The organism is Streptomyces deserti (assembly GCF_054782695.1).
This window is the reverse complement of record NZ_BAAGRZ010000011.1, coordinates 164,263-179,704: the sequence shown is the minus strand read 5'-3', so window position 1 is coordinate 179,704 and position 15,442 is coordinate 164,263. Positions and strand designations below refer to the sequence as shown.

Here is a 15,442-nt window from a genome sequence, read left to right as displayed (position 1 = left end):
TGCCGCACTATGGGCGGGTGGAAAAAGTACGACTCCTCGTCGTGGACGACGACCCGCCCATCGCCGACCTGGTCGCGACGGTCGCCCGCTACGAGGGCTGGGAGGCCGTCACCGCGAACTCGGGTGAGGAGGCGCTGCGCCGCGCCGCCGACTTCCGCCCGGACATCGTGGTGCTCGACCTGATGCTGCCGGACCTCGACGGCTTCGGCGTGCTGGACCGGCTGCGCCGCTCCGGGACGATGGTGCCGGTGGTGTTCCTGACCGCGCGGGACGGGGTCGCCGACCGGGTGGCCGGGCTGACCCGGGGCGGGGACGACTACCTGGTCAAGCCGTTCGCCGTGGAAGAGCTGATGGCCCGGCTGCGGACCGTGCTGCGGCGCAGTGCGGGCCCCGGCTTCCAGCGCTCGGTGCTGCGGGTGGCGGACCTGACGATGGACGAGGACACCCGCGAGGTGCGCCGCGGCGACAAGCTGCTCACCCTCACCCCCACCGAGTACGAGGTGCTGCGCTACCTGATGCGCAAGTCGCCGACCGTGCTGACCAAGGCGCAGATCCTCGACCACGTGTGGGAGTACGGCTTCGGGGGCCGCTCCAACGTCGTCGAGCTGGTCGTCAGCCGGCTGCGCCGCAAGCTCGACGACACGGGTGAGCCGCTGATCCACACCGTGCGGGGCTTCGGGTACGTGATCCGGCAGGCCGCCGAGTGATCGGGCGGCTGCGCTCGACGTACCGGCGCCTCAGGCTCGGCACCCGGCTGGCCCTCGGTCTCGGGATCCTGTCGCTGGTGGTGTTCGCGGTCGTCGGCACGGCCCTGACGACGTACATGCGGGACTATCTGTCGGCCCAGCTCAACGAGCAGATGAAGCTCGCCCAGATCGCCCAGTCCAAGAGCATCGCGGAACACGGCACGCTCCAGGGCAAGCGGTACTACCGCTGGTACTACGCGGTCTACGACGTGTCGGGCGGCACACCGATGCTCCGCAAGCCCGAGAACGCCGCCGACGTGCCGAAGGACGTCGAGGAGTTCACGACCCTGGCCCGGGCCCGGGCCGACTCCGGCTCGGAGCTGGTCCGCACCGAGCACCTGAAGGGCGACGGCACCTACCGGCTGCGCGCCTGCGAGGTGGAGCCCGGGGTGATCCTGGTCAGCGCCGCGCCCATGGATGGCATCGACGACACCGTCCAGCAACTGATCACGATCCAGGTCGTCACGTTCGGGCTGGCCCTGCTGGCTCTGGTGGTGTTCGGCCGGAAGATGCTGCGGCGCGGGCTGAAACCGCTCAGCGACATGGCGCACACCGCGCAGGGCATCGCCTCCCACGACCTGACCGAGTCGGCGGCCCGGCTGCCACTGCGCGCCGACGGCCGGGACGGCGGTCCCGAGGTCGAAGAGCTCCGCACGGCCTTCAACACGATGCTGGAGCACATCGACGACTCCCTGGCCGTGCGCGCGGAGGCCGAGCAGCGGCTGCGCCGCTTCATCGCGGACGCCTCGCACGAGCTGCGCACACCGCTGATGTCGGTACGGGGCTACGCGGACCTGTTCCAGTACGCGGCGGCCAACGCCCCCGAGGAGCGGGACAAGCACCTGGCCCGACTGCGTGCGGAGGCCGCCCGGATGGGAGTTCTCCTCGACGACCTGCTGCTGCTCGCCCGGCTGGACGCGGCGGAGGTGGAGGCTCCGTTGCGGCCGTCGGACGTGGACCTGGGGGACCTGGTCCAGCAGGCCGCCGACGCCTTCCGCGCCGGCCACCCGGACCGCCCGCTGACGGTGCGCACCGGCTCCGAGCCGCTGAAGCTGCGCCTCGACCCGCAGCGCGTCCGGCAGGTCCTGGACAACCTCCTCACCAACGCCGCCGTGCACACCCCGCCCGGCACGGAGGTCTCCGTCGACGTCTCCGTCTCCTCCACCACGGCCCTGGTCCGGGTGGCGGACGCGGGCCCCGGCATCCCGCCCGAGGACCGGGAGCGGGTCTTCGACCGCTTCTACCGCGTCGACAAGGCCCGCAGCCGCGACCGCGGCGGCAGCGGCCTCGGCCTGGCGGTCGCCCGGTCCCTGGTCCGGGCCCACGGCGGCACGATCGCCCTGACGAGCGAGCCGGGGGCGACGGTCTTCACGGTTTCCCTCCCGCTGGACGGGGCGGAACTTCACGCCGGGGCAGCGCTCACGGAGCGGTGACGCCCGGGCACGGCCCGGTGGCCGGGCGCCGCGGGCTCGACCGGGCAGTCTCGGGTGGCGGCGGCGTTGGTGTACTAGCCTCCCTGTTTCGCTTCGAGTGGTTGAGCCGGTCTGAGCTGGTGTGCAGTGGTGGTTCGGTCGCTTTTCGTCGGCGGGCATGGCCGTGGCCCGACGCGCGGGTCGGGTGCTCCAGGGTTCCTCGGGTCGTGGGCGGGCAGGGGCGCTGTCATGCTTCAGGTGGCTGGTCGGGGCAGGGCTGGGAGGCGTACGAATGCGCTGGTCAGCTCGTTTCGCCAGGGCCATGTTGCGGAGATGCGCAGATGCAGGCGGCGACCGCCCCGGGTGATGCGAGCGGCTGCGTGCAGCAGCCGGTATCGGAGCTTCTTCGGCTCGGCTGTGGCCAACTCGCTTCCCAGCAGCAGTGTTTGAGTCCAGGCGAGCAGGTCGGCGCCGGTCAGGGCCAGCTCCCGCCAGGCGGCGTTGATGGGGAAGTGGCGGGAGGGGAAGCGGCCGAGGCCGGTGGTCTTGCCGCTGCGGATGCGGTCCTCGACGCGGGCGTGTGCGCGATGGCGGACCTCCAGGTGCTGCAAGGAGCCCTCGCCGTAGGAGGCGTCGGTGAGAAAGACCTGGTGGCGCATGCCTTCGTCCAGGTCGAACAGGGAGAGCTGGGCACCCGGGTGCGGACGCTCTCGCCGCACGATGACCCGCGTGCCGTCCGGGTAACCGGCCAGGTCAATCATGCCGGTCAACTCGGCGACTTCGGCGCCCTGGCGCAGGGCGCCGTCCTGTTCGAGAGCAAGATGCCAGACCTGCTCGGGCAGGGCTCGGATCGCTTGGCGGACCGGCTCGGTGACGGCGTATCCGACGGAGAAGTAGGTGAGGATTTCGCGCGAACGCATGGCCCGCATGTGCTCCAGGAATGCTTTCGCTCCTCCGGCGCTGTCCGCGCGGATGAGGCCCCACTGTGCCGTGGCGGTGGGCGTCGGGGATCTGGGCAAGCGCCTGGTCGAGGACGGTGATGTGGTGGGCGGCGGTGTTGGCATCGGCGTTGCCGGGCCTGAGGACTTGGGCCAGGGCTTCGCCGGTGTTGTCCAGGAAGCACAGCAGCGGGTGGTAGCCGAAGCCGCGCTTGTAGGTCGCCGCCGCCTGCTCTATGTCGGAGTGGCAGGTAATCAGGGTGGCGTCGAGGTCCAGGACAAGACCGGGCAGGTCGCGTCCGCCCGCTCGGGCTGCGGGTATCCCTGCCCTGGTCTCGGCGGCCTGCAGCCAGGCGACCTCCCGGGCGGTGGCCCTGGCCGAGCGCAGGCGGGCGAGTGCAGCCGAGTCGATGCCGGCCAGCAGGCGCCAGGCGGTCGGGATGGAGGCGACGGGGCCGAACACCGCGGCCTGGTCGCGCAGCAGGGCCAGGTCCGCTATTGCCTCGCCGCCGTCGGCGAGCATGACCGCGAGATCGACCGCGATCCGGCCGGGATCGTGCCCGGTGCCACGTGAGCGCAGCCGACGCAGAGCGTCCGTGAAGGCGCTGGTCAGGCCAGTGACATCGGCGAGATCAGCCAGCAGGCGGGATCCGGCATGGCTGACCACCCCGTGACCGTCAGCCGACACGACGAGCTTGGGACGCGACCGGGTAGGGTGCACGCAGAAAGTGCCTTCCCGCTGTGATGACAGAGACCTTCGACAAGCCTCATCTTCCCAGCTCAGAAGGCACTTTCGCTTTTCCGATCAAGACTCGGACACCGCCGCGAGCGAAACGCGCAGGCTAGCGGCCTGAAGGACATCGAGGGCGCGGAGGTCGGCAAGCTCCGCCACCAGCTGACGAAGACGGCCGCGAACTGGAAGAAGGCCGCGAACGCCGCCGACGCCGACGCGTTCTACATCGCCTACGACCCGGCCTTCACCGGCCTGGACCCGAACAAGACGATCGCCACCCGCAAGGAACTGGGCCTGGCCACCACCGTCCCGGCCGACGAGGCCGAGGTCTGGGCGGGCTGACACACCGCGAACCGACGGGGCCGTGTCCTTGGCCGACGCGGCCCCGCATCGCATGTGGAACGGGCACCTCGCCGAGCGGCCCGTCAGAACAGTGAGTTGTCGCCCCGCAGTCGGCGTCGCAGGAACGTGGCGAAAATCTGGTCCGCACTTGCGCGACTCCTCCCCCGCGCCGTCGATCAGCTTGCGCTGCCGGAAACGCGGCGCGGCCGCACTGGGTTCAACAGTGCGGCCGCGCGCTTCACTTCCTCATCCCGCACCCTATCGGGGTCCGATTCCCTTCACGCTGGGCGTGGGGCTGGGAAACGCGGCCGGCAGGCCGGGCAGGGGGATGGTCCTGCTCACGACAGCGACCAGGAATTCGACAATCCCACCGGGAAATTCCCACCAGTCGTCGTTGCGGCCACTCACCACGACGGTCCAGGAGTCCGGACCGCTCCCCTTCGTCCGCCAGTAGAACTGATCGCCGGACGGAGAGGACCCCCACTCCAGCAGTCCTTCCGGCTCCGGGTAAGGGGCATAGCCGTGGCTTTCGTCCACCTCCCAGAGATCGCGGAGGATTTCGGCCCCGGAATGCACACCGACGACGAAATCCGACTCGGCGCCGGGGGCCGGAATCGAGATCGCGAGGAAGTCGTCGATCACCAGCGTCGGGTACGACTCGGCGAGCGACCGGTAGTCGGACGGGAGGTCCGTGCCCAGTTCGGCACGGATCACAGACCAGTCGATGCTCCGGCCTTCCGGTGCCTTCCACTGGAGAAGCCCAGGCAGGGATCTCTCGAGGTCTTGGGGAGTCAGCATGTTGTCTGCCACTTCGAGTTGTTGCCGACGGTCGCGCTGAACAGCAGACCGTTCTTCGTGTAGGCCGTCATCTGGATGCTCCTGGCTACACCCTCACCCACCGGATTGTCCAGCCGAGCCCGGTACTGGACCCAGTTGCCGGCTTTGAGCTGCTTCACGATCTTGTTTTCGCAGCGCTTCATCCCACTGGTGTTCATCCGGGCGAAACCGGTGAAGAGGTTCTCCTCCACCCAGTCGCCGCCGAATTTGTCACCGACGATGTGCGTGCGATTGTAGATCCACTTTCCGTCGGGCCCCAGGTTCGCTTCGGCGTCGGGGAATCCGTACACGTCCACCGCGCCGGTGTCGTCCCGGGGTGCGCCGACCGCCTTGAGATCGCTCGGGCAGATCAGCGCGTCCGCCCCCTGTGCCCGCCCCAGATCGTCGAGCGCCATGTACTGGAACCTCGTCTCCTTCGGTTCTTCCTCGCACCGGACCTTGTTGACGAGGTTGGTCGGGACGTTCCCCCAGTGCTCCTCCACCTCCGGGCCCAGCAGTTTGTCGAGCCCCTTGTCGATCGGATTCTCGTAGCCGAAGATCCAGCTTCCGATCTCGATGACGCTGCCGACGGGATTCCGCTTGGCGCCCACGCGGACACCACCGCGCAGAACCTTCTTCGCGGTGCTGAACACGTCGTCCCAGGAGAAGTGCCCGTCGATTTCGATGAACGAGGTGGGATTGCCGCCCGCGAATGCATACCGGTTCGCGGTGAACGGGTCGGTGCCGAGGCCCATGTCATTGAGGGCACCGGTGTACATGTCCCGGGTGAGGAACCGGTTGAGGCCGGGATCGTAGTCACGGAAACCCATGTCATAGGTGCCGGACCGGGCGTCCCACCGCTTGGCGTTGAACCGGTAGGGGTTGTAGTCCTCCTTCGTGGGGTCCGTGGCGTCGGGCTTGTCGATGCCGGTGAACTCGGACTCGTCGTCGGAGCCGTACGCGGTGTAGCCGTATGTCGCCTTCGTGTCGCCGTTGGCGTCGGTGACCGTCTCGACGTCGGTGTGACCGTTGTAGCCGTAGTAGCCGTCCTCGGTCGTGCCGTCGCCGTTGTGCCTGATCTGGGACAGACGCTCGCCCCAGGGGCTGTACTGGTACGACTTGGTCAGAGCGCCGGCGACCTTCTCGCCCAGGATCTCCTCGGAGAGCCCCAGGTAGGAGAAGTCCGTCGTCTTGCCGTCAGCCGTCTTGGACGCTGTGCGGTCCAGCGGGTCGAAGGTGTAGGTCGTCGACTTCATCGCGCCCGTGTCGTCCATCTTCTGGGACTCCACGACATGGTCGAAGCCGTCGTACACGCTGCGCTCGATGACCTTGCCGCCCGAGGTGACGGACTCCTGGCGGCCGAAGGGATCGTAGTTGTAGTTCGCCGTGGCGCCCGACGCCGCCGCGGACAGCAGACGGTTGCGGTCGTAGACGTACGTGGTCGTGACGCCCTCGACCGTCTGGCTGATGACGTTGGCGTTGTCGTCGTGGACGTAGGTCTCGGTGCCGGCGCCGTTGCCGGACTTCACCGACTTCGCCAGCCGGTCGGCCGGGTCGTAGGTGTAGGCCGTCGTCGACTCCAGGTATGCCGCGTGGTTGTCGGCGTTCATCTTCTTCGCCACGTCCTGCGCCTTGTTGCCGTTGGCGTCGTAGGCGTAGGTGTGCGAGGAGACGAGGGTGCCGTTGGCCTTCTTCTCCGTGGTGGACTTGAGCACCGCGTCCAGGTAGTACGTGTAGTCGACCGTGTTGCCGTTGGCCTTGGTCTCCTTCAGCTTCTGGCCGCGGTCGGTGTAGGTGTACGACGTAACCTTGGGGTCGGTGTCCGTCGCGGTCTTGCCGACCGAGACGGTCTTCACCAGTTCACGCAGGTCGTACGTGTACTTGGAGAACTGGTCGGGGTGCGTGACCGTCTCCGGCTGGCCGTTCACGTCGTAGGTGTACGACGTGGACTTCTTCTCCTGGCCGGCCAGCGCCTCGGTCACCTTCTGGACCTGGTTGAGGCCGGTGTACGTGACCGTGTAGGCGTCGATCTTCGCGCCCGACGAGGTGTCGTCGATCGAGGTCAGGTTGCCGTTGACGTCGTAGGTGTACGTGAAGGTCTTCTTCTCGCTGTCGGTCTCCGCGGAGTTGTCACGGACCAGCTTGACGGCGTCCGCGACGGTGACGCCCCCGCTGTTCTGATCCAGTCTCAGCTTGGTATTTTCGCCTCGTTTGAGGCTGTAGCTGCCGAGCGCGACCCAGGTGCCGGTGTTCGCGTTCTGGTCCTTCGTCACCGCCGGCTCAGTCGTCGTGCCGTGGCTGAGGGTGTACTTGGCGGTGGTCGCCGCGCCGGTCACCTTCGGGTACTTCACGTACGCGGTGTACGTGCCGTCCTTGGGGATGTTGAGCGTCCAGGTGAAGGCATCGGTGCCCGTTCCGGCCGCGTGCGTTCGATGGTCGTAGCCCTGCTGGCCGGTGATGTCCCCCTTCGACCAGGTGCCGGTGTATGACGTGTTCTGGGTGTCCGAGTTGTCCACCAGGACGACCGACATGCCGACCGGGACACCGTCGTCCGAGCGGGACTTCAGCTTGCCGTCGGGGTAGTACGACCAGGCCATCGTGCGGTTGGCGGAGCCGCCGGCCGAGGTCAGGGTGCGGGCCGTCTGCTTGCCCAGTTCGTTGTAGTCGTAGGTGGTGACGATGTCCCACGGGTCCGTGGCCGATCTGGTCCAGCCGTTGTCGAAATACTCGTAGGTGGTGTCGTTGCGAACCGTCTGCCCTTCGGACGGCGGCAGCGAGGTCTTGGCCACCCGGCCCACCGCGTCGTACGTGGTCTCGGTGTAGACGTTCGCCTTGTTGTAGCGGGTGCCGTTCGGATCGTAGGGCTGGTACTGCCGCTTGGGCCGGTTCAGCTCGTCGTACTCGGTGCGGGCGGTGAAGTCGTCCGACGTGGCCGTCGCCGTACCCCGCGGAGTGATCACCTTGGTGGTGTTGCCGACCTGGTCGTACTCGTACTTGGTCGTGCGGTACGTGATCGACGTGGTGCCGTCGTGCGGAACTTTGACCTCGGTCTGCTTGCCCCGCTCGTCGTAAGTGATGAACGTGGTGTTGTTCTCCGCGTCCGTGGTCGACGTGACGAGGCCGTCCTTGTCGTAGCCCCGCTTGGTGCTCTTGCCGGCGGCGTCCGTGGTGACGGTGACCCGGTGGTTCAGGTCGTAGTCGGTCCTGGTCGTGTAGTCCGTCGTATCGGCCGTGGCGTTCTTCTTCGGGTCGATGACCTTGGTGAGGTTGCCGACGTTGTCGTACTCGTACGAGACCTTGTCACCCTTCGCGTTGACCACGGAGGTGAGCTGATAGATCTCGTCGAAGTAGTTCGTCGTGACGTAGTCGGTCGTGTCGGACGTGGTCAGCGTGCCCTTGGGCTCGGTGGTCGTCTTGAGGTTGCCGACCTTGTCGTAGGTGTAGGCAGTCCTTCGCTCGTTCGAGGTGGTGGTGTCCTTCGGCGCACTGGCCGAGATCATCTGGTCCGCTTCGTCGTAGAGCGCGGTCGACACCGCCCCGTTCGGCGCGGTCGATCTGGTGACGTTGTCGTTGGCGTCGTACTCCGGTGCCGGCGTGGTGATCAGAGCACCGGCCGCCTGGTCCTTCGGCACGCTGCTGACCAGCGGACGCCCGAACGTGTCATAGGTCTGCGTGGTCACCTTCTCCTTGGCGTCGGTGACCTTGGTGACCTGGCCGCGCTCGTCGTACTCGTACTTCGTCGAATGCTGCAGCGCGTCCGTGATCGTCGTAGGGTAACCGATCGGCCCGAAGCCGCTGTACGTCGTCGGGTTGCCGTTGGCGTCGATCGCCTTGGTCAGCTGCCCGTAGGAGTCGTAGTCGTACTTCGTCGTGTAGTCACCGGCAACCGTGGTGGTCGCGACGCCCTTGGGGTCGGTGACCGTCTTCAGGTTGCCGAAGGTGTCATAGCCGAACTGCCAGGCCCGCCCCTCCGGAGAGGTCTTGCGGAACAGGTCGGCCGAATAGCCGTCGGCGCGGGTCTGGTACTCGTACTTGGCCGCGTTGGCCGGCCACTTGGTCGTGTCCGTCACGCAGGCGGTGGTCTGGTCGGGCACGCCCGTCTTGTTGTTCTCCGCGTCGCGCTGCCAGAGCGGGTAGCCGGTCTTCTGGTCGTAGCAGTACGCGGTCTTGGCGCCGTTGGCCTCCTCGAGGTAGGTGACGTTGTTGTCGGCGTCCCAGCTCATCTTGCTGGTCTGGGACTTGGCGTTGGTCGTCTGGACGGGGCGGCCGAAGTCGTCGGTGACGTACTTCGTGGCGTGGTTCTCGGCGTCGGTGACGGTGGTGTCGGTGAACTTGGTGTTCGTGGTGTTCGTCGCGTAGGCGAAGCCGGTGTCGTAGCCGAGGCGGTCGGTGATGGTCTTGGTCCGCCAGTGGTACTTCGGGTCGTCCGCCGGCGGCTGGTTGTAGGCCAGTCGGGTGCTGTTGCCGCGCGGGTCGGTGGCGGTCACCAGCTTGACGTTCTTGTTGCCCTGGGTGGCGTCGTAGGTGAACTTGAAGACCTTCGGCTGGCTTGAGCCGTTGCCGTCGACCATGCGGCCCAGCAGGCCCGTGTCGGTGTAGTAGAAGGAGATCCGGCGTCCGGAGATGTCCGTGATGGACGCCACGTGGTCGTAGATCTTGGAGTTGTTGAGGTTGGTGCCTGAGACGAGGGCGCCGCTGTCATTGACGTACGAGTAGGTCGCGTCGCCCTTGAGGTAGTAGCCGATGCGCAGTGACTTGCGGCCGGCCGGGTCGGTGATGTACTTCAGGAACTTCGTCGGCCTGTGGTTGGACTTGCGCTCCTCGTACGTGTAGGTCTGCGTGTTGCCGTTCTTGTCGACCACCGAGGTCAGGTAGCCGTCGCAGCCGAAGAGGAAGCGGGTGCCGTCCGGGCGCAGCATTGTCCAGGCGTCTGGGACCGGGTCCTTGTTGGGGGTGCAGTCCAGGCCCGCCTTCATGGTGATGCGGTAGTGGACGCCGGCAGGGGCCTTCCAGGTGCCGTCGGCCTGTTTACGGAAGGTGTGTGTGGTGCCGTCGCCGTCGGGGAGGCGGATTTCGGTGGCGTTGGCGTTGGGGTTGGGGTGGAAGTCCAGGTGCCCGCCGAGCCGGATGGGACCGGCGAGCTGTGCCGACCAGCCCGGACCGGAGACGGTGTCGGAGGTGTCGAGCGAGTTGTAGGCGAACCGGGCGAACGTGGTCAGGCCGCGGCCGGGGTTGGTGAACGCGTTGTAGGACCAGACGGTGTTGCCGAAGGCGAGGTTGTTCATCACCGTGGAGCCGGCGCCGGTGTTCTTGCCGGTGTAGGAGTAGAACTTCTCCAGGCCCAGGGTGTTGGAGGTGGGGTCCTCGACGGCCACGTTCTGCTTCAGCGGCGGGATGCCTGAGGTGCCGGCGGACAGCCAGGTGCCGTCGGAGACCTTGCGCACGTCCCAGCCGAGTACGTACTCGGTGCGCTTGTTGCCGCTGTCGGAGTTGATCGGTGTTTTGACCTGCGCCTGGAGCACGGCTGACTGGCCGGGGTTGAGGGCCGGGATGGCCGTGGCGGCCTGGTTGCCGCCGTTGGTGACGTCCGTGCCGTCCGGGAGCTTCCAGGTGTAGGACAGCTGCCGCTCACCTGCGGCCCACGCGGTGCTGGTGGTGTTGGTGACCGTGAAGTCCACCGTGTAGGTGGAGTTGGGGGTCATGCGGGCCGGGGTCTGCGGCGCGTAGTAGGTGTCGTCGGTGGTGGAGTCGACGTAGATGACGCGCAGCAGCGGGCCGAGCTGGTAGTCGGAGGCCTCCGAGGCCAGGAACAGGGTGCGCTCCTGCGGGCCGGTGGACGACTCGTCCTTCAGCCTGACCATCGCGCCCTTGTTGGAGGTGGGGGTCTTGATCCAGCCCTGGGTGAGCGAGGTGGCGTTCCAGTCGTGGCGGCCCACCTCCGACACCTGCGCGACGGTGTCGGAGACGGTGCCGGAGTGGTCACCGCCCGCCGTGGTCCACGCCGTGGTGGACGTGGCGTTGTTCCAGGTGGCCGACGTCTCGGCGAAGTCCCGGTTCAGGCCGCGCAGTTCGTAGATCGCGCCGTCGGTGTCGGTGGTGGTCTCCGCGCCCCACATGAACAGCCGCGACTCGGTCACGGTGGCCGTGGTCGGGATGTTGGACGTGGTGAACTTCATCACCGCGCGGGTCTTGCCGTAGGTGGAGGAGTTGTTACCCACGCTCAGCCACTTCTGGCCCACGCCCCAGGACTGGATGGTGTCATGGTTCGTGGTCGGCTGGGCCGAGGACAGCGTCGTGTCAGTGACGCCGGAGGTGCCCTGGATCAGCCGCATGGTGCGGCCGGTCTTGGGCACGCCCACGATGCGGGTGGGTGAGCCGAGCAGCTGGCCGTCCGCGGTCTTGACCGCGAGCTGGTAGTAGTACGACCGCCCGATCTCCCCACTGTAGGAGTTCGGGGTCGGAGTCGCGGTGGTGTCCGTGTACGTCGTGGCCGACTTGTCGATCGGCGCGATCAGGGTCGCCGCGGACGGCGTGAACGCCTGCTGCGTGGAGCGGTGCAGCTGGTACTCCACGATATCCAGACCCGAGTCACCGGTGGTGTTGGAGTACGCCTTCCACGACAGCTCCGGGCCGGTGGAGTGCACGACCGTCGGCGAGTTCAGCGTCGTGCCGACCTTGCCGTAGGTCACCGTCAGCCGGGGGATCGTGGACGTCTCGCCGCCGTAGTCGCTGCCGTCACCCGCCTCGTAACGCGGGCCGCCGGTCGGAGCCGTCGACGACTCGTTGGTGGCCTTCAGCACGAAGCCGTTGTTGGTGGCCGTGCCGTCCAGCCACTTCTGCACGGTGTCCGTGACCGGGAACTTGTGCCACTGGTTGTACTCGCCGGTGTTCTTCACGATCGTCGCCGGGTTCACCCAGCGCACCGCGTCCGCGATCACCGCGGTCGCGCTGTCGGTGTCCCCGAGAACGACCTTGCCGGCCGTGCCCTTGGCGAAGTCGATCTGCGCGCCACCGTTGAGGGAGGCCCACACCCCGCCCGAACCGGCCGTCTGGTTCACGGTGTAGGTGGCGGTTCCGTCCTGCCCGGTCACCGTGTACGGGGCGGCCGTGGACCGGTCCGAGGCCGTCACATAGTGGGCGTCCACCCGGTAGGAAGCCGTCTCCGGGATCTTCGGCTGCCAGGTGTAGGTGTCAGTGGTGATCGAGTCCTTGTTGTACAGGTAGTCGCCGTCGATCCCGTACGTCTGCGACCCCGGCTTCCACGAGCCGACCGCCGCCGTCGTTCCCGCATCCCCATCGTCCACCTGCACGCTGGTCCCGGACAACTCGCCCACCAGCGAACTGGTGTTGGACCAGGTCGCCGTCGACTCACTCCACGACCCGGTCGCCCGGTAGGCGCCGATGGTGACGTCATTGGCGTTGGTGGTGTGCGCCTGGTCGAAGTACATCTCCAGACGCGCCGAGTCGATCTGTGTACCCGACGGGATCTCGCTCAGCGGGAACTTGATCAGCGACCGGGCCGTGCCCGTGTCGGTCTTACCCGCCGACAGCTTCCAGCTGGTGTTGAAGTTGACCGACGCCTGGTCCGACAGGACCATGACATCCTGAGACTGTGAAGGGCTCGGCGCGATCGTGATCGTAGGGTCGATGACGACCGGATACTGCCGCCCCTTCGCCCCCAGCCACTTCGCGTCCGGTGTGACCGTCAGCTTCCAGGAGTCGCCGTCCTTGGTGAGCTTCTGGGTGACCTTGGTACTGTAGGTCTGGCCGAAGACGGAACGATTCGCCTTCTTCGCATCCGTCATGTACGGCGCCGGGATCACCAGCTCCGGCGTGTGCGGCAACTCGCCGTACAGCGCGATCGAGCCGTCCTTGCGCGCCTTAGGGGTCAGCCCGTCGGTGTCCAGCGTGAAGGTGAACCTCACCGGCCCGGCGGGACGTTCGGTGAGGATGATGTTCTCCTTCACCTGCCCCGGGCCGACCAAGTACTCCAGATCCGCGCCGTGCACCACGTCCCGGTAGGTGACGGTGGAACCCTTGGCCCTGGGCTTCAGGTCCTTGTCCACACCGTCCAGACCGAGAGTGACCGAACGGCCGCTCGGCGAGGCGAACCGCACCAGCCGGTCGGCGTCCCCACCGAACCAGCTACGCCCGTTGTTGGTGGTGTTGGCGAACTCGAAGCCCTTCGCCTCCGTGTCACGGACGGCGGTACTGATCGCCTTCCAGGCCGCCTTCTTGCCCGTGCCGGAGCGGTACGACGTCGGCACCGCCGACAGCTCCGCCTCGATCCGGCCGTCCGACAGCTGCCAGAACCGCGCGTGCGCCGTGCGCCGGCCGGTCAGCTCCTTGACCCGCTTCGCCCGCGGAGCGACCTTGCCCTTCGGCAGCTTCTGCCGGTCGGCTATCTCCAGTTCGTCATACGACGGAGGATTTTCACTTCCCTCGTCATCGTCCGAAAACCAGCCTTTGACGGTATCGACAATTCCCTTGCCGTCATCATCAGCCGGCGCCGCATAGGCGACCTGGGGCAGCGCGGTACTTGTCACCGCGGATACCACCAGGCACGCCATAAGCCTGCCCAGTCTGGGTCTCACGCCAAACCTTTCCTCGAATGTCACGGACCAAACACGCCGCCGGGAACCGTCTCCACCTGCATGGATGAAAGGTCACAGACAGCGGCGCCGGGTTTCTATTCATTCCGGTGACACGTTGTCAAGCGCCCGGACATCCAAGCCAGTTGGGGTGAAACTGGGCGGTGGATGTCCGTTATCTCCGTTCGCTTGCCATCCGTTCGCGGCATCCGATATAACCGCCCGGATCAATTCCGAGTACTCTGATTACGAGGGAGACAGTTCATGGCCGGCGATATCCGGGAATCCGATGCACCCCGCCCGGACCCGAGGGAATCGGAAATGCAGGCCGATCCGGAACCGGGCGGCGATCCGGACGACCTGGCCTCGGTCGGCGCCGGGGAAGGCGCGCTGTCGGAGCACACCGAGACTCCGGCCCGCGAGTCCTCCCGCCGTTGGCGCGCGGACCGGGCCGGCTTGTTGATCGCCGGCGGCGCGCTGGCCGCCTGCGGCGGGCTCGTCCTGTACGGCGTGCTCGACACCGGCGCTGACGACAGGCCGGAGCACCGCATCCCCACCGCCGCGGTCACCTACGAAGTAACCGGCCAGGGCACCGCCGACATCACCTACCAGGCCCGCAGCGAAACCGGCCAGGCCGTCGTCGTCAAAGCGGCCACCCTGCCGTGGCGCAAGACCGTCCACGTCCCGCTCGGCAAGGACCCGATCGTCAACATCGTCCTCGGCGAGAAGGGTGGACAGGCCCGCTGCGCCCTGGCCATCCGCGGCACGCACGTCCAAAGCGCCACCGCCACCGGCACGTTCGGCCGCGCCACATGCTCCGGCACACTGGCCCGGACCGCCGCGACCGAAGGCTGACATCCCGCCGTCAAGCAACGGCCGGCACGTCGCACCAGGCGTGCGAGAGCGGACAGGGGAAGGCAACGAGTCCCTGCCGCGTCCGCCGGAACACCAGCGGCCCAGCCGGCCAGGGCCGAACCGCGCGCCGAGCTCTACCTGCCCAAGTCCTGGCTGGAGGACCGGGAACGCTGCCAAGCAGCACGCATCTTCCACGAGCGCGCCTTCGCCACAAGGGCGAGCCGGCTCGCGACATGATCCTGCGCGCTCTGGCGTCCCCGCTCCCCATCGCCTGGGTGACCGCGGATTCGCCTACGGACAGGACTCGCACTTCCGGCGCTTCCTGGAAGACACCGAGCTCTCCTACGTTGTTACCGTCCCCAAGTCGCAGCAGGTGAACGGCCTGCGCATTGACCATCTCATCGCCCAGGCCCCGCCGGAGGCATGGCAGCGTCTGTCGGCTGGGCCAGGAGCCGAAGGCCAACGGCTCTACGACTGGGCCGCCGCCCGTCTGCCCGCCGTGGACGAGTCCGACGTCGACGAGCCGACCCGGCAGCGGTGGATGCCGGCCCACCGCAGCATCAGCAAGCCCGATGAGATTGCCTACCACCTCGCCTGCGCTCCGCTGGACGCCACCGTCGCCGGCCTGGTCCGAGTCGCCGGATGCCGCTGGAAGATCGAGGAGTGCTTTCAGAGCGCGAAGAACGAATGCGGCCTGGGCCAGTACGAGGTCCGCCGCTACGTGGGCTGGTACCGGCACATCACGCTCGCCATGCTCGCCCACGCATTCCTCGCCGTGATGGCTGTGCAGGAACGCGAAAAGGGGGTGTCGAGACCGACACACCCGACCTCGCGGACCTCACACCAGCCGGAAATCCGTCGTCTGCTGGCAGCTCAACCCCGCCGCCATCCTGCACACCGCGACCACGCGGTGAACTGGTCCCGATGGCGACGCCGCCACCAAGCACGTGCCCGACGCTGTCATTTACATGCGGCGCGGGCACACGTTGGTGGGACAGTCGACCCAAGG

The 15,442-nt window shown here is 67.4% G+C and carries 5 protein-coding genes and 3 pseudogenes; 5 read left to right on the top strand and 3 right to left on the bottom strand.

Annotated features, from left to right (window positions below):
• Nucleotides 1–17: 17 nt before the first annotated feature.
• The gene (locus tag ACYVMZ_RS20370; protein WP_461081611.1) at nucleotides 18–707 is read left to right on the top strand and encodes a response regulator transcription factor; all 690 of its coding nucleotides are present in this window, start codon (nucleotides 18–20) and stop codon (nucleotides 705–707) included.
• Nucleotides 704–2,179: a sensor histidine kinase gene (locus ACYVMZ_RS20365; protein ID WP_461081609.1), complete on the top strand. Its 1,476-nt coding sequence runs from the start codon at nucleotides 704–706 to the stop codon at nucleotides 2,177–2,179. Before ACYVMZ_RS20370 ends, ACYVMZ_RS20365 begins: the two co-directional genes overlap by 4 nt.
• A 233-nt stretch (nucleotides 2,180–2,412) precedes the next feature.
• On the opposite strand, the pseudogene ACYVMZ_RS20360 reads toward ACYVMZ_RS20365, so the two are convergent.
• A pseudogene (locus ACYVMZ_RS20360) lies at nucleotides 2,413–3,847 on the bottom strand (IS1380 family transposase).
• Between the two features lie 96 nt (nucleotides 3,848–3,943).
• Here ACYVMZ_RS20360 and ACYVMZ_RS20355 point away from each other — a divergent pair.
• A pseudogene (locus tag ACYVMZ_RS20355) lies at nucleotides 3,944–4,171 on the top strand (septum formation family protein); the annotation flags it as partial.
• A gap of 258 nt (nucleotides 4,172–4,429) precedes the next feature.
• Here the strand turns inward: ACYVMZ_RS20355 and ACYVMZ_RS20350 are convergent.
• The gene (locus tag ACYVMZ_RS20350; protein ID WP_461081607.1) at nucleotides 4,430–4,981 is read right to left on the bottom strand and encodes an SMI1/KNR4 family protein; all 552 of its coding nucleotides are present in this window, start codon (nucleotides 4,979–4,981) and stop codon (nucleotides 4,430–4,432) included.
• Entirely contained in the window at nucleotides 4,963–13,557 is an 8,595-nt protein-coding gene (locus ACYVMZ_RS20345; RefSeq protein ID WP_461081687.1) for a golvesin C-terminal-like domain-containing protein, read from the bottom strand. Before ACYVMZ_RS20345 ends, ACYVMZ_RS20350 begins: the two co-directional genes overlap by 19 nt.
• A 342-nt stretch (nucleotides 13,558–13,899) precedes the next feature.
• Here ACYVMZ_RS20345 and ACYVMZ_RS20340 point away from each other — a divergent pair, with 342 nt between their 5' ends.
• Entirely contained in the window at nucleotides 13,900–14,433 is a 534-nt protein-coding gene (locus ACYVMZ_RS20340; protein WP_461081605.1) for a hypothetical protein, read from the top strand.
• A gap of 96 nt (nucleotides 14,434–14,529) precedes the next feature.
• Nucleotides 14,530–15,244, top strand: a pseudogene (locus ACYVMZ_RS20335) (IS701 family transposase); the annotation flags it as partial.
• Between the last annotated feature and the right edge of the window lie 198 nt (nucleotides 15,245–15,442).

Bases quoted from the DNA above. Each gene is read 5' to 3' on its own strand.
- ACYVMZ_RS20340 (WP_461081605.1), top strand. From the start codon at position 13,900: ATGCAGGCCGATCCGGAACCGGGCGGCGATCCGGACGACCTGGCCTCG.
- ACYVMZ_RS20345 (WP_461081687.1), bottom strand. From the start codon at position 13,557: ATGGCGTGCCTGGTGGTATCCGCGGTGACAAGTACCGCGCTGCCCCAG.